The organism is Bradyrhizobium sp. UBA2491 (assembly GCF_002341725.1).
Taxonomy (GTDB): domain Bacteria; phylum Pseudomonadota; class Alphaproteobacteria; order Rhizobiales; family Xanthobacteraceae; genus Bradyrhizobium.
The window spans coordinates 1-17,914 of the sequence record NZ_DDOP01000090.1; the positions used below are offsets into that span (position 1 = coordinate 1).

17 protein-coding genes are annotated in these 17,914 nt (G+C 57.9%); 1 reads left to right on the forward strand and 16 read right to left on the reverse strand.

The features are described 5' to 3' along the window. Positions 1-24 precede the first annotated feature (24 nt). The 5 genes from B2W55_RS30225 to rfbG all read right to left on the reverse strand — a co-directional run bounded on the left by B2W55_RS30225 (position 25) and on the right by rfbG (position 4,123). Positions 25-177: a hypothetical protein gene (locus B2W55_RS30225; protein WP_168200191.1), complete on the reverse strand. Its 153-nt coding sequence runs from the start codon at positions 175-177 to the stop codon at positions 25-27. A 78-nt stretch (positions 178-255) separates the two neighbouring features. Further along, positions 256-1,098, reverse strand: coding sequence for a glycosyltransferase family 2 protein (locus B2W55_RS34300; protein WP_081725954.1), 843 nt, complete (start codon positions 1,096-1,098; stop codon positions 256-258). 94 nt (positions 1,099-1,192) lie between these two features. Beyond that, positions 1,193-2,107 (reverse strand): alpha-1,2-fucosyltransferase, encoded by a 915-nt coding sequence (locus B2W55_RS30230; RefSeq protein WP_024582763.1) that lies wholly within the window; start codon positions 2,105-2,107, stop codon positions 1,193-1,195. Further along, complete coding sequence (locus B2W55_RS30235) at positions 2,104-3,057, reverse strand: NAD-dependent epimerase/dehydratase family protein (protein WP_024582762.1); 954 nt, start codon at positions 3,055-3,057, stop codon at positions 2,104-2,106. Before B2W55_RS30235 ends, B2W55_RS30230 begins: the two co-directional genes overlap by 4 nt. Continuing rightward, entirely contained in the window at positions 3,044-4,123 is a 1,080-nt protein-coding gene (gene rfbG / locus B2W55_RS30240) for a CDP-glucose 4,6-dehydratase (RefSeq protein ID WP_024582761.1), read from the reverse strand. Before rfbG ends, B2W55_RS30235 begins: the two co-directional genes overlap by 14 nt. 163 nt (positions 4,124-4,286) lie before the next feature. On the opposite strand from rfbG, the gene B2W55_RS30245 reads away from it, so the two are divergent. Further along, positions 4,287-5,540 carry a polysaccharide biosynthesis protein gene (locus B2W55_RS30245; RefSeq protein ID WP_244468602.1) on the forward strand — a complete coding sequence of 418 codons (1,254 nt, stop codon included), beginning with the start codon at positions 4,287-4,289 and terminating at the stop codon, positions 5,538-5,540. On the opposite strand, the gene B2W55_RS30250 is transcribed toward B2W55_RS30245, so the two are convergent. The 11 genes from B2W55_RS30250 to B2W55_RS30300 all read right to left on the reverse strand — a co-directional run bounded on the left by B2W55_RS30250 (position 5,523) and on the right by B2W55_RS30300 (position 17,417). Further along, the gene (locus B2W55_RS30250; protein ID WP_024582759.1) at positions 5,523-6,401 is read right to left on the reverse strand and encodes an NAD-dependent epimerase/dehydratase family protein; all 879 of its coding nucleotides are present in this window, start codon (positions 6,399-6,401) and stop codon (positions 5,523-5,525) included. The genes B2W55_RS30245 and B2W55_RS30250 overlap by 18 nt on opposite strands. Then, complete coding sequence (locus B2W55_RS30255) at positions 6,398-7,099, reverse strand: nucleotidyltransferase family protein (protein ID WP_024582758.1); 702 nt, start codon at positions 7,097-7,099, stop codon at positions 6,398-6,400. The genes B2W55_RS30250 and B2W55_RS30255 overlap by 4 nt, the downstream gene beginning before the upstream one ends. Further along, positions 7,096-8,625, reverse strand: coding sequence for a glycosyltransferase family 4 protein (locus B2W55_RS30260; protein WP_024582757.1), 1,530 nt, complete (start codon positions 8,623-8,625; stop codon positions 7,096-7,098). Before B2W55_RS30260 ends, B2W55_RS30255 begins: the two co-directional genes overlap by 4 nt. Before the next feature lie 40 nt (positions 8,626-8,665). Further along, positions 8,666-9,661, reverse strand: coding sequence for a glycosyltransferase family 2 protein (locus tag B2W55_RS30265; RefSeq protein ID WP_024582756.1), 996 nt, complete (start codon positions 9,659-9,661; stop codon positions 8,666-8,668). Between the two features lie 45 nt (positions 9,662-9,706). Continuing rightward, the gene (rfbF, locus tag B2W55_RS30270) at positions 9,707-10,480 is read right to left on the reverse strand and encodes a glucose-1-phosphate cytidylyltransferase (protein WP_024582755.1); all 774 of its coding nucleotides are present in this window, start codon (positions 10,478-10,480) and stop codon (positions 9,707-9,709) included. Positions 10,481-10,703: 223 nt separating this feature from the next. Then, a complete protein-coding gene (locus B2W55_RS30275; protein WP_024582754.1) occupies positions 10,704-12,614 on the reverse strand; it encodes an FkbM family methyltransferase in 1,911 nt (636 codons plus the stop codon). Between the two features lie 106 nt (positions 12,615-12,720). Then, complete coding sequence (locus tag B2W55_RS30280) at positions 12,721-13,584, reverse strand: hypothetical protein (RefSeq protein WP_024582753.1); 864 nt, start codon at positions 13,582-13,584, stop codon at positions 12,721-12,723. Between the two features lie 30 nt (positions 13,585-13,614). Beyond that, positions 13,615-14,955: an ABC transporter ATP-binding protein gene (locus B2W55_RS30285; RefSeq protein ID WP_024582752.1), complete on the reverse strand. Its 1,341-nt coding sequence runs from the start codon at positions 14,953-14,955 to the stop codon at positions 13,615-13,617. Between the two features lie 2 nt (positions 14,956-14,957). Continuing rightward, positions 14,958-15,866, reverse strand: a complete 909-nt coding sequence (locus B2W55_RS30290; protein WP_244442262.1) for an ABC transporter permease — start codon at positions 15,864-15,866, stop codon at positions 14,958-14,960. Between the two features lie 376 nt (positions 15,867-16,242). Continuing rightward, the gene (gene nusG, locus B2W55_RS30295) at positions 16,243-16,758 is read right to left on the reverse strand and encodes a transcription termination/antitermination protein NusG (RefSeq protein ID WP_024582749.1); all 516 of its coding nucleotides are present in this window, start codon (positions 16,756-16,758) and stop codon (positions 16,243-16,245) included. Continuing rightward, positions 16,755-17,417, reverse strand: coding sequence for a winged helix-turn-helix transcriptional regulator (locus B2W55_RS30300; protein WP_024582748.1), 663 nt, complete (start codon positions 17,415-17,417; stop codon positions 16,755-16,757). The genes nusG and B2W55_RS30300 overlap by 4 nt, the downstream gene beginning before the upstream one ends. Positions 17,418-17,914: the final 497 nt, after the last annotated feature.

Consider the following 17,914-nt stretch of genomic DNA (forward strand, 5'->3'; position numbering starts at 1 on the left):
CGGCATCAAGCTCGCGTACCAAGCCTATCTGAGCGAGACCAGGCAGGCAGGTAAATAGCCGACAGCTACTTTCACTGCCGTCCGCGGCGCCTTCGCCAGCGCGGAAATCAGGGGCTTCATCAGCGCCAGCGATACCGATCCCAAATTTCTCGCCGGATCGACGCCGTCGGACGACATCCTGATCACCCCCCAACGCCTCACCTTCATACACTCGTGGCAAAGGCAACGAATAACGTCGACTTGAGGACGCGCCGTCTAGCTGCCAGATAGATTCAACTCGTTCGCAACAGCACTCCACCGTGCTGCGGTTAGCTGAGAGATCGGCTTCAACCGCTTACGCTGCATCGACCGATTCATTCCGAACCCGATAGTCGCAATGTCGACCGCCCCTTTGATAACATGGTTTGCGATCCCAGCGAGCGCAGGAAACATCTGTCTCGTACGACAACCATATTGCCAAGACGATTCGATAAGCGACATCCGCCCGGGTAGAAGTTTTCGGAGCTTAAGTCTATCTTGGCGATACCCGAGCAGGACTGTTCCGATCCCAGCGAACCTGCTGTCCCGATGACTTCTTAACAGAAGGTCTTGATCCTCCGCATATATCGGCCGACTGTCGTACGGATGAGATCGGAACCAGGCCGCTCGGCCACACCAAGTTGGATGAGGAAAAGGAAAGCCAACAAACGGCCGCTCTACGATTTTTTCATGTGTTAAGCCAATCGGCATTTCGCCGACAAGCTCGCCGCCGCTAGTGAACACGACGGCTCCGCAGCCAAGCAAATCAATTTGCGGCTCCTCTCTCAATCGCCCGATCTGGCATAGCAGTCGCTCCGGGAAGCAAATATCGTCCGCGTCCATCCGGGCAATGAATTCACCCCGACTGAGGGCAACTGCTTGATTGAGACGCGAAGCCAGTCCAGAAGATCGATGCTGCCGGACGAGCTGAATACGCTCGTCGCCAACCCCCTGGACAATCGCACTACTGTGATCGCTAGAGCCGTCATCGATGACGATCAGTTCCCAGTTCCGAATGGTCTGCAACTGAACCGATCGTACTGCAGCTTCGACGGTCGAGGCGCTGTTCCGCATTGACATGATGATTGAAACCAGCGGGGTGTTTGTCACAGGAGTCACTTCGGCGGTCGCGCGTGAATACGCTTTGTTTGATCTATCGAAGACATCGCGAATGTCAGACCAAAATCCACTCGGCTGGGTAAAGATCGGCGGTGTTGGTCTTCTCCAATTCGGCCGGCGCAAACCACGCGCGGGGGGCAACGACGTGCTTGTGCGGCGAACGATTGAGCCATGCGCCCCACCAGCTGAACGAACTATTAGCTATTATATGATGGTGACAACGCGCCATGAGCGCCATGTCTTCCCACGGGCGCTCCGGATCGCCACGAACGTGCACAAGGCGCGATCTAGACGCGAAGTCCAGGACTTTTTCAGCGGCGGGAGGATCGTCGGAGAATACAAAAAGCTCCGAATCCTGGCCACACAATCTCTCCAATCGTCCAAGCGCCTGGCGGTAGTAGGATTCTCCCAAAATGCCATGGAATTCGGCCGTTCCGGGATTGAGATAGTCGCCCCGCCGAACATGAACCGATATCGCCAGCGGGCTGGTCTCAATACGCGCAAGCATGTCGGCGGCCGTATCGCCGAACGGCTCGCGAGCAGAAAACCAATCGCTCAAGCTTTCCGAGATCGAGCCGAAGTAGCGCTCACTCTGGAAGTAGCCAAACAACACGGCCGAGGGGCCGAGCGCCTCAAATGCAGGATCGTAGTGGAAATGAGGTTCCCGATATTCCTGCGACGAAGCTACTATCTTAGGCAGACCGACCTGCCCAAGTAGCCGATCGATCCTCCCCTTCCATTTGGCTCGCGCAAATCTGGCGGCGAACTTTTGAAAGCTTTCGGCTTGCCCCAACGCACCGCCCGCCTCGGGCACATGCAGTCGGTCCAGCAGATACGAACGCACAGCATAGTCGCGAAAACCGCTCAGGTCGAGCACAAGAGGCACGCCATGACGTTCAGCGAGCGCCTTGCCTGCCGCGTATTGAAACATCTGGTTGCCCAGCCCGCCAATTAAAGACACCGTGATCACGTAGCGCCCATTCCTGCTCTTGTTCGGATCTGGAGGTCCGCGACGGCCGCGCGGACGCCGTCATCAAGCCCTAATGACGGTTGCCAGCCTAGCTCTTTGCGAGCTAGATCGGGCGAGCCGACCAGCCAAGCCTCATCATCCTTACGCATGCCGATGGCGCCAAAGCTCAGCAGCGACGAATCCACATGCATCGCGCGCGCAACGCTTTCGGCAAATTCGCGCACCGAGTGTCCGCACCCCGTTGCAACGTTCCAAGTGGCAACACCACCCTTCTCGCAACAATGCGCATCGGCACGCAATATAGCGTCGACAACGTCATCGATATGGACGAAGTCGAGCACTTGTGTTCCGGCAGAAAGCGCCACGGGCTCGCCCCGGCTCAGATTCTCGACCAAGGCCGGCAGCAGACGATGCGGCGCTTCTCCCGCACCGTAAGCCTTGAAGAGACGCAGCAATCGAAAAGCCGTCCCACTGTCCCTGGCAATCGCGCTTGCCATCACCCCCCCTGCCGCTTTTGACGCACCGTAGAGCTTCCCCTCCTCAAGCGGCGCGTTTTCGGTCAGCGGAACCCTCGAAGCCGGCCGCCGGTATTCAGCTGAGCTGCCTGCCATGATCATCCGAGCCTGCCAGTCGCGGCAGAGCCGCGCGAGTGTGGCGGGCAGTACGACGTTTATGTGCAGCATTTCACCGCTCTCGCGATGGCTGGGCAGGACTCCATAAGCCGCGAGGTGAAACACACTCTCCACCTGAGTGGGGCACAACCGCCGCAGGTTTCTTTCGCTGAAATCGTCGCACGCGATAACCTTCACCCGATCGCGCCACGCCGAAGGCAAAGCGCTGGATGGCCGCACCAACACGCTGACACGGCCGCCATCGGCAAGGAGGCGCGCGACAAGGTGAGTGCCGACGAAGCCCGAGGCACCAGTGACGAGTGCGTTAACGGGCCGCATGCTTGCTCAGGGCCTCGCGGTAATACTCGATTTGCCGAGCGGTGATTTGCGAGCCCTCACGCGGATTGTCGGTGAAATCGCAATACCAACTCGCGGTTAGATCCACGGTCTCGGAAAAGGACAGCATTGGCTCCCAGCCCAGGAGCGCGCGGGCCTTGGTGCTATCGAGATGCAAGAAACGGGTCTCTGGGAAGCTTCCGGCTACGTAAGTTATCTCGGGCTTGGTCCAGCTGAGACCGAGACGCTCCACCAGATCCTGAACCGTGCGCGCGGCGTCATCACTCGGACCGAAATTCCAGTTGTCGGCGGCAGCCCGATCTCCCTTCACGAGGCGCGCGGCCAGAATGAGATAGCCATGGACCAGCGCCATCACATGCTGCCACGGGCGCACTGCTCCCGGATTACGCAAGGAAATGGCCTGGCGGTTGGTTACAGCTCGAACAAAATCCGGAACGATCCGGTCAGCCGACCAGTCGCCACCGCCGATGATATTGCCTCCGCGGGCGTTCGCGATCAGCACGCCGTTGCCGCGTTCGGCCAGCGTCGACCGATAAGAAGCCGCGACCAGCTCGGCGCAGGCCTTGGAGGCACTGTAGGGATCCTTGCCACCAAGTGGATCCTGCTCACGATAACCCCAGACCCAGTCTTGGTCGCGATAGACCTTGTCGGTGGTGATGCAGACGACAGCCTTGACATCTGGCGTGAGTCGCGCCGCCTCGAGCACATGCGCGGTACCGAGTGCATTGGTGGCAAAGGTCCCGATCGGGTCGGCAAATGATTTCGATACCAGCGGCTGCGCTGCGAGGTGAATGATTACTGATGGCCGATGCCGCGCAATGGCGTCGCGGACAGAGGCAAAATCGCGGATATCGCCGATGGTCGACGAGATGCCGTCCGCGACGTTTGCCGCGACGAATAGGCTGGGCTCGGTGATAGGTTCAAGCGCGAACCCTGCGACATCGCAACCGATGCGCTTCAGCCAGCTGACGAGCCAGCCGCCGGTAAAGCCGCTGTGTCCGGTAACGAACACGCGCTCTTCCCGCAAGACCAGTTCGAAATCGAGCAAGGGAGATTCAGGGCTTATGACACTCATTTACGACCTTGCAGAATAGTCACCGATCACCTTAAAGAGGGCGCGGACTGACGGAAAGGCTCGAATGGGATCCCACTCGAGGGGCTTCCAAACCGGGATTTCGACCCTCCTTCTCTTAGCAAGAATGGGATATGCTATGAAAGCCTTCTCAGGCAACGGTTTGATGGACACCGGGTCTCTATTCTTCGATCCCGAGTTGAGCCGTCTGACGACAGGTCGGACGACGTCGCTTTTCGCTGAGGACATCAAAGCGCACGATACCCAGCTTAGGGCAGCAATCACCGGTCGGCGCATCCTGGTGACCGGCGGCGCCGGAAGCATCGGCAGCGCGACGCTTGAGCTGCTTTTCCCCTACGCGCCCGCTGCCGTCCACGTCATCGACCTTGCAGAAAACGGTCTCGTCGAACTGGTCCGCGACTTCCGCTCACGTCCTGAGTCGCTGGTCAGCGGCGAATTCCGGCTGCTGCCGATCGATTACGGCAGTGCGGCAACCGAACGGCTGCTGCAGTCGGAGCCGGCTTACGATCTCGTGCTGCACTTTGCCGCTCACAAACATGTTCGTTCCGAGAAGGACGTTCCATCGGTCATTCAGATGCTGGACACGAACGTGATCAAGATGCATCGCTTCACCAAATGGCTGCAGAAGTACGGTCACGGAAGGCGCTATTTTGCCGTGTCCACTGACAAGGCCGCGAATCCGACAAGCTTGATGGGCGCCAGCAAGCGTCTCATGGAGCATGTGCTGTTCTCGATCGGAAGCGATGGGTCCTCGGCGACCTCGACACGTTTTGCCAATGTCGCCTTTTCCAATGGGAGCCTACTGCAGGGCTTTCTGTATCGACTGGCGCGCCGACAACCGTTGGCGGTACCTCGCGGGGTCCGCCGATACTTTGTCAGCCCCAGGGAAGCAGCTGAGATCTGTCTGTTGACCGCCGGCGCCGCCGAACCTGGACACATCACCTTTCCCCGTCTGGATCCAAATGAGCATTTGCGGCCGCTGGTTGATATTGCTGTGTCGCTTCTGCAAGAGCTCGGTTTGCAGCCTGCATTCTACGAGCATGAAGCGAACGCCTGCGCTGCAACGGCGGCTGAGCTCAAGCGAGGCTTCTATCCTGTTCTGCTGACACCACTCGATACCAGCGGTGAAAAGCCGTACGAAGAGTTTGTGGCGGTCGACGAGACCCCGGTGCCAACCGGGTTTGCGGCATTGGGCGCGTTGTCGTATGTGCCGACTTTGGTTCCCCTCGAGCCGACGCTGGCATTCCTCGACGAGATCGCAGCAGACGCGAGCATGAAGCTCGAGAAATCGGATATCGCGCGCCACGTCGCCTCCGTGGTGCCCGGCTTCAAGCATATCGAGACCGGCCGTAGTCTAGACGACCGCACCTAGGCCGCCGTGAACTCTCGCGTGGGCGACCACGTCACGGAGCCCGTCCTGAAGCGTGATCGATGGCAACCAGCCGGTCGCATCCCGGATCGCGGTGATATCGGCGATCACGTCTGGTACGTCGTTGACGCGGCGATTGCCGCGACTGACCAGGGGCTTACTGACATTGGCGACGCTACGCACCGTCTCCACCACTTCCGCTACCGACGAGGATTCCCCCGAGCCGATATTGAACACGGCACCGGGCTTGGGATTGTTGCGCAGGCTTTCGATCGCACTGACGACATCGTCGAGATGGACATAATCTCGCCTCGGCGTATCGTCCTCCACGACGATGGCAGCGGCTGCCGGATCGATCGCCTGCTGTACGATGTGCGGGATCAGAAAACTCGCTGATTGTCCTGGACCGTAGATATTGAAGGGACGCACAATCATCACGGGCGTCTGCAGGCACTCGAAGCAGAAACGGCAGGCTTCTTCGGCGGCCCACTTCGAAAACGCGTAAGGGTTGTTCGGCTTCAACTGCGCGGTTTCCGGTATCGGCAAAGATTCCGGAATGCCATAACAATAGCCGCTCACATAGATCAGCCTTGCCCGCGTCCGGCGACAATATTCGAGTACATTAACCGTCCCGAGCGCGTTGACGCGGTAAAAATCCGCGGGCTCGCTCCAGGACGCGGGCACGAAGGTTCTGCCAGCGAGGTGAATGACCCAATCAACCGAGGCGTCGGGAAAGGATCCGGCTGACACGTCGAGGGCATCGCGCCCCGGCGCCAAAACGTCGGCGCCCTTGTCTCTCAAGAATTGAACGTACCTGCGACCGACGAAGCCGCTGCCACCCGTCAAAAGCACACGTTCGCTCACAAGAAGCGCTTCCGATCCTTCTCGAACTCGATGGTAGCTCGTTCGTAGTCGTCGGGCCGGCCGATATCGAGCCAATAACCGTCATGCTTCTTGACGTTGACGACCTCGCTCGTCTCGATAAGTTTGAGCATCAGCTGGTCGAACCCAAAGGGACCCGCGGACGGAATATAGTCAAGCACGCGCCTGTTGACGGCATAGATGCCCATGCTGACAAGTTGCGGAAGCTTGGGCTTCTCCCGAAAGTTCACAAGACGCTCTCCCTCGATCCCAAGGACGCCGTAGTCCAGGATCTGGTCGCGGCTGGTGGCACCGATCGTGAAGATCGCTTTGGAAGCAATGTGATCCGCAAGGAACTTCGAAAGATCCAAATCGCTTAGCACGTCTGCGTTAATGACCAGGAAGTTGTCCGGCAGATCGCCAATCTCCCGAAGAGGAGCGATCGTTCCCAACGGCTCGTTTTCCAGCGAATATCTGAGCTGCAGTCCCCAGCGTTCTCCGCTGCCGAAATAGGCCTGGATGAGGTCACCCATATGGTTGATCGCCAAGGTGGCCCCATCGTAACCCGCGTTCGCCAGCTTGCGGATCACGATCTCGACGATCGGCGTATCGACCAATGGGACTAACGGCTTCGGGAGCGTCAATGTATACGGTCGCAGGCGCGTCCCACGACCACCAGCCAAGATAACAGCGTGCTTCATGCTACACTCGAAATTGTCAACTCACCTGGCGTCGATTTGTCGAGCTCCCGAACATCAGGAGTCCTGCCAGCGAGAATGTCCTCGTAGTAACCGGCTACAACCGCCCAGGTGAAGCAGCGCCGCCACCTTGCCCGTGCCGTAGCACCAAGGCGCCTGAGCCCCTCGCGGTCCTTCATACAGCGCATCATCTCGCGAGCCAAGATCGCCGGATCGACACGCGTATAACCGCGACCGTCCCGGGCAGCCTCGCACAGCATACCGCCGCCGGTCCAGCGGACAATCTCGTCGGCGTTCCCCACGGGGGTCGTCAGAAACGGTGCCCCCGCCGCAGCCGCCTCAAACAGTACCAGCGGGGAATATTCTATTCGCGAGGCGAAGACAAACAGATCGGCCGTCAAGTAGGCCTGAATAAGTTCCGACCTCGCAAGGTCAGTCAGGATCACACGTTTGAGCGGCTGTGCCGAGACTTTCGCAGCCATGCTCTCGATGCTCTCGAGCGGTGCCGGCGCCACATCCGCAACGACCTGCTGCAGTTCAGGCTGCGCCTGCACGGCGGGTAGCCTCTCTCTGGCGAGCTTGCGCCGGACGAGTCCCTTGACGCCTTCCCATCGCTCGACCCGGACGATATACACAAGGCGTCGTGCGGCAGCGTCAACGTAACGGACGACAGAACCAAGGCGGGAGTTGACGAATTTCCGACGCACACGTTGAGCGATACCGCGCCAACCTTCGCGCCGGACCAGCTCGAGTACGCGACCCGTGGCTACCCTGACGCGGCGAACGGCCACAATGGCTCGTCCGGAAGATTGTGGACCACCGGCGGGCCAGCCTGCGATCGAAAGCAACACTGCGGATTGCCCGCCCGTGTCCAACCGCGAGAACGCATCGACCACGTCGCGATGTCCCTTTGCCTCGATCGGATTGCCGACGGTCAGGAACAGGAACGCATCTTCCGGGATTCCCAACCTCTGTCGAAACTGACCGTCGGGCTCCCGCTCAAAATCAGCTTCGCTGATGCCGTTTGGCAGCACCGTAAAATTGCTGAGACCGATGTTCCTAACGAAATCGATATCGCGGTATTTCTCGGCGTTGAAGACGAGATGATCAAACTTCGCGAGGACGTTCGGAAGCTCGTCAAAATATTCCGCGAAATCGGGTTCATAGAGACCTGAGAAGCCGCAGGGAATAAACACCTTGCGCGCCTTGAGCTCATCCAGAATGGGCCACAGCGCGTCGAAGCTCCATTGTTGCGCGGCCATGATAAGGATTGCGTCTGCCGCAAACGTCCTAACAAAATCGCGGTATTCATCTATTTGGCCGTTGAGGCCATAGACCATCTTCCCGCCGGCGTCGAATGCGCGAATCTTCACGCCGTTGACGACTGTCGCCTTTCTATCCGGGTGTCGGCTTGTGCCCACGGTGACATCGTGCCCACGCGCCGCCATACGCTCGGCGATCTGACGCATCACTTCCTGCACGCCGCCGCGATGAGGGGGGTAGGATTCACAACACAGCAAGAGGCGCAATCAAGGCTCCTTCGCTTTTTGGAGGATAAGCATCACAATCTTAAATTGAGAAGCCGAGACGCCGTAATGATCTTTTAATGACGCTCCCGACATTCCGCGCAGGACGCAACCCGAGTTTGTAAATGGTGAAATGATGCCGCAAATTCTGGTTCCAAGTCGCAGCCAGATCGTGGTCGCGATCGACTTGCGCCGCGCCCAAGATGGCGGCGCCGACCTTCGAGATAACGGCACACATCGATTCAATATCGGCGTTCCGCGACATCTTTTCCGGCATTCCATGTATCAGACAGGCGATGTCGAAATGAATGGACTGCGGACTTAACTCGCCGGTGCTAGCCACCGCCAGGTTCTCAGCTGTGATTAACACCAGCTTCTCCTTGAAAGGGTCGATGCCCTCGCGTGACATGCTGGTCGATACCTCGCGATAGATGGTCAGCCGTTCTGGTAGGTTCGCAATACGAAACCGTCGCGCTATGCGAGACCACAGCTCGTAATCCTCAGGCGGCTGACGCGAACGGTCAGTGGTGTAGACTCCCACCTCGTCGAGCGCGGCCTTGCGTATCATCACCGAGGAATGGACGAAATAATTGTTGAACAGCAGGGCGAAACGAAGCTCCGCATCCTCGGTCGGATGATCATGGAACCGGCCAGTCGGACTATCCCCGATCCAGACCTCGGCACGGGTACCAACCAAAGCATGATCAGGATTTGCGTCAAGAAACGCGACCTGCTGCTCGATCCGGTTAGGCAATGCCCAGTCGTCATGGTCTTGCCGGGCAATATAGCGTCCACGGGCTAGAGAAATGCCGCGATTGAGCGCGGCAGCCAGGCCCGCGTCCTCCTGGTGATAAACGCGCACCCGAGAATCGGTGATCTGGTCGAGAAACTCGTGCGTCCCGTCGGTCGAGCCATTATTGATGGCAATCAGTTCAAAATCGCGAAACGACTGATTCAGAATAGTTTCGAGCGCCTTCGGTAGATCCGATCCGCCGTTGCGCACGGACAGCACGACGCTGACCGCTGGGCTTGTGCTCATCGCACGCCCCTGAAGTATCGGTGACCCGGCTTCGCCAGCATCGGCTCAGGTCCATTGGCGCCAGGGCGCGCCACCCGATTGCCATAGCTCTTCGAGCATCATTTTGTCGCGCAACGTGTCCATCGGCTGCCAGAAGCCGGTATGGCGATAGGCCGACAACTGCGAATCGCGAGCGAGTTGCTCCAAAGGCTCCGCTTCCCATGAAGTCATGTCACCCTCGATGCCATCGATGACAGCCGGGTTGAGGACAAAGAAGCCACCGTTGATATAGGCGTTGTCGCCAGGCGGCTTTTCGACGAAGCTTCTCACCGCGGTGTCGTTGAGTTCCAGCGCGCCATATCTGCCGGGCGGCCGAACGGCGGTGACGGTGGCTAATCTGCCTTCCTTGCGATGGAACGCGATTGTAGCCCCGATATCCACGTCAGATACGCCGTCCCCATAGGTGAAGCAGAACGGCTCATTCGGATCTAGGTATCTGCGGACCCGCTTGAGGCGACCGCCGGTCAGCGTCTTTTCGCCGGTGTCGACGAGCGTGATAGTCCAGGGCTCGACCGTGCTTTGATGATAGGTCACGGTGTTCTTGGTGGCGTCGATCGTAACGTCGGAATGATGGAGCACAAAATTCATGAAGTACTCCTTGATCATGTAGCCCTTGTAGCCGAGACAGATCACGAAGTCGCGCAGGCCATGGTGCGCGTAGATCTTCATAATATGCCAGAGAATCGGACGGCCCCCGATCTCAATCATCGGCTTTGGCCGCACCGACGTCTCTTCGGCTATCCGGGTGCCCATCCCACCCGCGAGAATAACGACCTTCACAATCGCACCTGTCTTGTTTGAGACTTGATCAAAAGCTCATAATGCCGTCGATGCGCCAACGTCGGCAGCGCTTCACGTCCTCGCGCTTCAGCCGTCGGTCTGCGGACCCAGAAGCATCCGCAAACATTGGATTCCGGCTGATGGCGACAAAGACTAATGTCTGATGATACGTGGCATAGCCCGTCCACGCCTGATCGACCTCGCTGGACTTTGACAGCTCTATTTAATGGCTCGAAACTTTCGCACTCAAGCGCCTAATGAGATTTCGCATCTCCAGAAGGGGCTCAAGTCTTCGTCGCCATTTATTCAGAATTCTGCTGTCCTCAGCCCATTGTTGCCACAAGACGCTCTGCTCAGCCCATTTCCGTTCGTCCTCAGCCCGCTTCTGTTCGCCCTCAGTCCATTGCTGACGTAAGGCTTCCAATTCCCTAATTTGACGCGCATGGCTCGCGAATTCGGTCGCCGCTCGAGCAGACAATTCGCGCAGAGCCTGTTGATGCCATCGAAGGCCGTTCGCGAGCATCCCCCTTGCAGATTCGGAAACGGCTTCCGACGTCCAGCTGTCCCAAATCCAGTCAAGCGAGTATGATGGCGCATGAGTTTCCCAAAGCTGTCGGCGAAGATGTTCCATCCGTTCTTTCGCATCTGGAACGAAATTGTGGAACTGAACCTGAAGATGCCTCACGCGAGAAATGCAGCCTGTTGAAATCAGATGATCCAGGAGTTCAAACTCACCACCTTCGATGTTGATCTTCAAAAGATCAATATTCCGAATATCGTGCTGCTCCAAGAAAGCAACGAACTCTTTCATCTCCGCCTCAACGACGTCGCCATCGCTGAGAGAATGGCTCGACGTCGCGTCGTCGTTTAGCGTCAAACGCAGGATCGCGTCACTTGGGCCGAGACCGAAGCCGTAAACCGAAACATTGTTGTTGCCTCGGAACCGCTCGACGATCTGCTCTGCAAAATTGGGTACTGGCTCAAACACAAAAATACGGCACATGTATCGCTTGGAGATTTGTTCGGACCACTCCCCCTTGTAGCCACCCAGATCAAACACGACCGAATTGTTATCGAGGTCATAATTCAGACGCAGCGTATGATCTCCGTCAATAGCGCGCCAATACTCGCTATTGGCGGAACGCACCAGAGACTGGGAGTTCTCGGCGTCTATCAAACCGGTGTCACGCTCTACTCTAGGATCGTTCGCGACGATCTCTTTGACTTGCTCAACAAGGCTCATAGAGCCGCTCTCTTTTGTTTTGCGTGACGCCTGCGTCTCCATGAACTGCACCAGCAGGCTGCCGTTCGGGATCACACCGCAGCTAGAAGCAATTTCGGCATCGGCTTGGGCCGCCTCTCGTTCGCCGCGCTCCATGCGCACCAGCGCTCGCCAGTAATAATAGTGGCCGGCGAGACCGTATTCGACCTGACTCGCAAGATAATCTGGTATCTCAAGTAGCGCACTCAGTTCAGGTTCAGCCGCCGCCGCGATCGCCCGCTCTGCCGCGACCAGACCCGTTTCGGCGGTCAGCCCAAGCCGGCTCTGCATCAAAGCCTGCAGGAGCGGCGAGGCCGTGTAGTGTTCGCGTAGATCCGCGGGAATTGCGAGCAACGCATCGCTAAGGGCAAAAAAGTCGTATTGCCGAGTTCCACCATTGAGCATCTCGACGAGATCGCGCATCGACGGGTAGCCTTCGAGTGCCTCGTGCTGCAGAAATCCAGGCCGCGTCCGCCAGAAGCAGCGCAAATCGTCGATCAGAATGATATCGCTGCGCTGCGGGTTCGCGAGAACGGCGTCGATTTCCGACTTGACCGGCGTGTTCAATAGCCCTTTGGCGGTATCGCCGCCGCTGTAATGCGCATCTAGCCAGATTATCGCCCGACAAGTTTTCAAGCGGCCTATCGCGGTCTCAAGTCCGCTTGTAGAGTCAGCATTGATCAGATGAACCTGCGGCTCTCCCGCAAAGCGAGCGACGGCGCGGTCATGGTAATCTTGGCTCAACTCGATTGATTGGAGAGATTTGAAATCTCCAGATAGCCGGGCAAGCGTATCGCCCAGATAGGTACCGGTCTCAACAAAAGACCGAACGCCGAGTGCGTCCCGCAATCCCAGCACGAACTCCCGGGACAACGCTCCTGATGGCTCTTTAGTGTTACAGTAGCGTAGATGCACGATCGGCTCGATTCCATTTCGGTTAGATCAGAATTGTGGATAGGGAGAAATAAGGCGCCCCATGTCAGTCATCCTTCCGGCTTCGATCCCGGAATGCTTGCAGCAATCGATAGTATTCGTCGGGGTGGCCCAATGGAAATCTTCTGAGTTCCGCCGGGACGAGCTGCAACTCGGTAGGGCCGTACTCGACACTGTGCCAAATCAGTTGGCGATGGCCGGCAACAATCATCGTGCCATCATAACCGTGAAACAGGTAAGCTTCATAATCACGCTTCTTAACCTGTGACGGTTGATAGACTTGGATACCCTTGCTGATGCACAAGTCGCGAGGAACAAAAAATGCATTCCAGTCGGTAGTGGCGACTAGGCAATATCCTTTCTCTGCGGCCAAATGCGTAAACGCCGACAAAGAGCTACCCATCTTAACGGACGCATCGTTGTCCTGCACAAACAGCACTGGAGCCGGGATCGAAGGATTGAACTCGACCACTACAATCGTAGGTCTATATCGTTTGAGCGCGGCCCAAACGTGATAGTCAGTTCCATCGATATCGATTGATAGCACCCCAGGATCAGCAGGAGCATTCACCTGCTCCAGGACATTGTCCAAGAGTGCATTTCCTTCGGAACCCACGAAGGTATTCACTCTTACAATATTAGGCCGGTCTGCGTAATTCTCATTCAAAACGAGCCAACGCTCCTTGTCTCCCTCGATAAAACAGCCGCTCCATCCCTCATCGGCGAGCTTCGCGCAGTTAGACAGGTGTCGTCCGTCCCACGCGCCGAACTCGACAAAATATCGTTGAGAAAGACCGGTCATTTCGATCAATTGTTCAATGATCCCGTCCTCGCCACATTGGGAATAGACATTTCGCCGCCAAGCGTCGAACGGCAGGGTAGTTAAGTTCATCTCGACATCGATCTGCACAGCTGATTCCTCGAAGGTTTAGAAATGACGCTAGGAAAGCCCACTGCCAGGCAGCCGTTCAATCAACCATGGGAGCCTCGGTCTAGACACGCCCGGCAAGGGGCGCTCCCATCCGTGCCTCCGCGCGTCGACACCGGGCTCCTCCATCACTTCGAACCGCAGGGCCTCGTATGCTGAAAAATGCACGGGAGGCTGCTGTGAAAAGCTGCTCATAGCCGGGTTCACGTAAAAACGTCCATTATTAAGTTCGAACGGAGACACGATACAGGTCACACAATATTCGCCGGCAGCAGAGGGGCTAGATTCCGGTGGCATTGAAATAAACACTCGGGCACCACCCTCGTCGTAGAAGTGAAAATTCGGAGCGAGCGGAAACGAAAGATCCTTCAGCACGCGATAACGAAGCTTGACATGTATCGGCCGTTCGATCGGCAGATGCGCTGTGCATACGCCGTCCTCAGTCTCAATTGAGCCTCCCAAGCATATGACTTCTCCGGAGCGCTCGCTATAAATCTCAATATTGGGATCTGGTACGCTGAACGCAGAGCGGTGCCAGGGCTGCGACTCGGTCACCTCGATGACATCGCGCTGATACTCGACGGTCGCCTCCTCCACGGACTTGAACGCGACGACGCGCCCGTTCTCGAGATACAGCGCCTTCTGGCACATCTGATTTACAGAGCTCATGCTGTGGCTGACGAACAGCACTGTTCGGCCCTCCTTGGTCAGCTCTTTCATCCTTGCGGCACACTTCTTCTGGAACGCCGCATCGCCGACCGCGAGAACCTCGTCAACGATCAAAATATCAGGATCGAGCCAGGCCGACACGGCAAAGGCGAGCCGCACGTACATTCCGCTCGAATAATGCTTGACGGGCGTGTCGATGAAATTGCCGACACCGGAGAAGTCCACGATCTGGTCGAACTTCCTTCGGATTTCTCGAGCCGACATCCCGAGGATTGCGCCGTTGAGAAAAATGTTCTCCTTCCCGGTGAGATCCGGGTGAAAACCGGTGCCTACCTCAAGCAGGCTCGCCACCTTGCCCCGGATCTCGATCCGACCTTCGGTGGGCGTGGTGACCCGCGAAAGGATTTTCAGGAGCGTGGATTTCCCAGCACCGTTGGCGCCGATGATGCCGACCCTTTCGCCTTCGGCAATATCAAAGCCGACATCCTTGAGCGCCCACAACTCGCGGCTCGGAGCCTCTCGAGCATCGATGACCGGCTCAGAATCCGGTTCAATGATTTTTGGCTGGCTTGCCTTCGGGCGCACCAGGGATCCGAGAAGGTCCCGCAGTGAGCGACCCGTATCGCCGCCGCGGTTGATGCTGTACCGCTTGCCCAACCCTTCAGTGCGTATCGCGTAGCTCATGCTTACATCACGTCCGCAATGTCGGCCTCGTGGCGCCGGAAAATCTTGATGCCGGCCACCATCGTGACTGCCGCAAAGACAAGGGTGAAGATAATGCTCGGCGGATAGATCAGATCTCCTTCACCCAGGATGCACCATCGAAAGGAATCGATGATTCCGACCACCGGATTGAGTGCGTAAAGGATCCGCCATTTTTCGGGGAGAACGCTCGTTGCATAAGCGACTGGCGAAACGAAAATCCCGAGTTGCATGGCGAACGGGATCAGCTGCCTGAAATCGCGGAATTGCGCGTTGAGAACCGCAATGATGAGACCGATCCCAAGCGCAGCCAAGACCGCGAGGAGCATGACAAACGGCAGAAGCAGGACTTGCCAGCCCGGCATCATGCCGTACCACAGCATCAGGACGGCCATCAGGACGAATGCCACGAGGTTATCGACCACACTGATCGCGACCGAACTTACGGGGATGATGATCCTCGGAAAATATACTTTCGAGACGAGGTGCGAGTTCGTGATCAGACTTTCGCTGGCCATGGAGAAGACGGTCGAGAACAGCTGCCAGGGCATGAGCCCCGACAACACAAGAAGAACATAAGGAATGCCGTGCGAGGGCAACCCGGCGACGCGACCGAAGATGAAGGTATAGACGACAAGCGTCGTTAGCGGCTTAAGAATGGTCCACGCGATGCCAACGACGGTCTGCTTGTAACGCACCACCAGGTCGCGCCAGGCCAGAAAAAGGATCAGCTCGCGATGACGCCAGACGTCCAGCCAGTAGCTCTCGGATGCAAAACGCGAGGTAATGATGGTGACCGGCTTGGCGTCGACATCCTCGGCTGGCGAAATTCTCGGGCGAAGGAGTTGCTTCATTCTCGGCAACAGCGGGATACTCAGGTTACGATTTTGCATGCTGATCCTCTGCCGACAGTTTCCGTTCCCAGGCGAGGACGCGCTCACGGATAGCGTCGAGGTCGTCGTAGGCGGGTGCCGATGTCAAGGGCTGCCGCAGCTGCCGGCTCGACATCGACAGAGATCGGATCCCCGGCCGCGGCGGCCTCGCAAAGCCCGACGACAGTTTGTGCAGCACAATCGCACGCTGCTTCTGATCGATGGGGCGATACACGACACCGCTACCGAAATAACCCGCGCCGGCCATTTATTAGAATTGCCATTCGCCAAAAAAGTCCATGCTACCGCACTCCGGGTGAAACGCGCTCCACCCGGGGGCCCCTCACAAGGAGCGAAGATGAGGCGCAGCGCCATCAGGCGCCTCGCAATGCACCGCTTAGGCAGCGGCAAGCAGATCCGCGTCGAGATGAACGCGAACCTTGCGGCCGAGCATATCTAAAAGAACGGCGACCCTGTCCCGGTCTCCCATTCCATCGAACAACCCGGCGCTATCCGTGAATGCGCCCGCAAGTACCCGCACCCGGTCTCCAGGCGAGAAAACCGGCGCAACTCCCACTCTGACAAATCCGCGGTCGTCTTCGCGCGCCCTCAGCGCACCGAGCACACCGCAGGGCACTGCGACCGGGTCTTCGCCGTTGCGGACAAGACGCGAGACGCCCTGCGTCGACTGGATCGACCGCCAGCGCTGCGTCGCCATGTCGATGGCTACAAACAGGTAGCGCGGAAACAGCGGCTTCGCCACGTAATCGACTTTGCGTGCATGGCGCCGCAGCTTCATGAACCGCGGCAGATAGATCTCATAGCCCTGACGCAACAGATGCTGTGCGGCCCTCGCCTCGCCGTTGACCTGCGTCTGAACCACATACCAGCGCGTATTGACCGCCTCGCTCACGACACCCTCTCTCCGCGTCCGCTCCGCTCACGTAAGCCGAGCAGGCCCGGCGCGAGCACGCATTCAGCGCCACATTCCGTCGCCGCCGCATCGTAAGCTGCGTTAGCGCGCGCTACGTCGGTGATGATGACGGCATCAAATCCTCCCGTCACCTCATCGAAAGATTTACGGACCTCGACGCCGACAAAGTGCGATACCTCGCCGAAGGGATCGACGACCGCCACGATCTTGACGCCCGCCTCGACCGCGCAGAGGATCGCAACCTCGGCCAGATCTGATTGGCCGGCCAGGACGAGACGGGAGAAGCCTCTTGCCTTGGCCTGGTCGAACACTTGCGCGCAATCACTTTTGGCAAGCCGGAAGAAGGAGAATGAATCGGACAGATATCGAACGGTCAGGCGGGACTTTTCGGCAAAGCCCTGCGGGGTCAAATAGTAAGCGTACCGGCGCGCCGGCACGTCGCTCACTTTGACCAGGCCCTTCTTGACGCAGCGCTTGAGGTAGGCGTTGACCAGACCTAGCGCAACGCCTAGCTCGGCGGCGATATGGCGCTGCGAGCGCGCGCCATCACTTTCCACCGAACTTAACAGGCCAAGAACAATCCGCTCGTTCTCATGCTCTGTCTTTAGCAAGCGGTCCACCTGTGCTTCCAGCCTCATCGGGGGGTCTTACTGCGTTCACGTGGTGAACGTCAAGCGCGGCGTGAACGCATAATCGACTGAAACAGCCTGCTTTAGGGCATTAACAAAAGAAGTTGGCGACTGACAACGCTACGCCCTGGTCAGTCGGACCAGCGAAATACGGGTCCCACCGCGTCGAAGCCGCCAGATTCAGTCTGCCTATGACGGAGTCTGGCGACGCAAATGGTTGGCGTCTGGTAGCGGCACGGTGCGCGATCAATAGGCGGGGGACATGCTGGCGCTGCCAAACCCAGTGGTGCCAACCTTTCAACTGTGAAGCGAAATCAAAACTTAACATTGAGATCGGGCCGGAGATCCTGCGAAGCAACACTAGCGACGCGAACCGTGATACGCAGCTACCCGCCGATAATGGGTAGAGTTCCGACTCGATCGAACCTAATCCTGGGATGAACCGATTGCTCCATGAGCGGCACTGCGACACCGTACTGAATATTTGGGTGGCGTTGTACGAGTGG

Bases quoted from the DNA above. Each gene is read 5' to 3' on its own strand.
- B2W55_RS30225 (WP_168200191.1), bottom strand. From the start codon at position 177: ATGTCGTCCGACGGCGTCGATCCGGCGAGAAATTTGGGATCGGTATCG.
- B2W55_RS34300 (WP_081725954.1), bottom strand. From the start codon at position 1,098: ATGTCAATGCGGAACAGCGCCTCGACCGTCGAAGCTGCAGTACGATCG.
- B2W55_RS30235 (WP_024582762.1), bottom strand. From the start codon at position 3,057: ATGCGGCCCGTTAACGCACTCGTCACTGGTGCCTCGGGCTTCGTCGGC.
- B2W55_RS30245 (WP_244468602.1), top strand. From the start codon at position 4,287: ATGAAAGCCTTCTCAGGCAACGGTTTGATGGACACCGGGTCTCTATTC.
- B2W55_RS30255 (WP_024582758.1), bottom strand. From the start codon at position 7,099: ATGAAGCACGCTGTTATCTTGGCTGGTGGTCGTGGGACGCGCCTGCGA.
- B2W55_RS30265 (WP_024582756.1), bottom strand. From the start codon at position 9,661: ATGAGCACAAGCCCAGCGGTCAGCGTCGTGCTGTCCGTGCGCAACGGC.
- B2W55_RS30285 (WP_024582752.1), bottom strand. From the start codon at position 14,955: ATGAGCTACGCGATACGCACTGAAGGGTTGGGCAAGCGGTACAGCATC.
- B2W55_RS30290 (WP_244442262.1), bottom strand. From the start codon at position 15,866: ATGCAAAATCGTAACCTGAGTATCCCGCTGTTGCCGAGAATGAAGCAA.
- B2W55_RS30300 (WP_024582748.1), bottom strand. From the start codon at position 17,417: ATGAGGCTGGAAGCACAGGTGGACCGCTTGCTAAAGACAGAGCATGAG.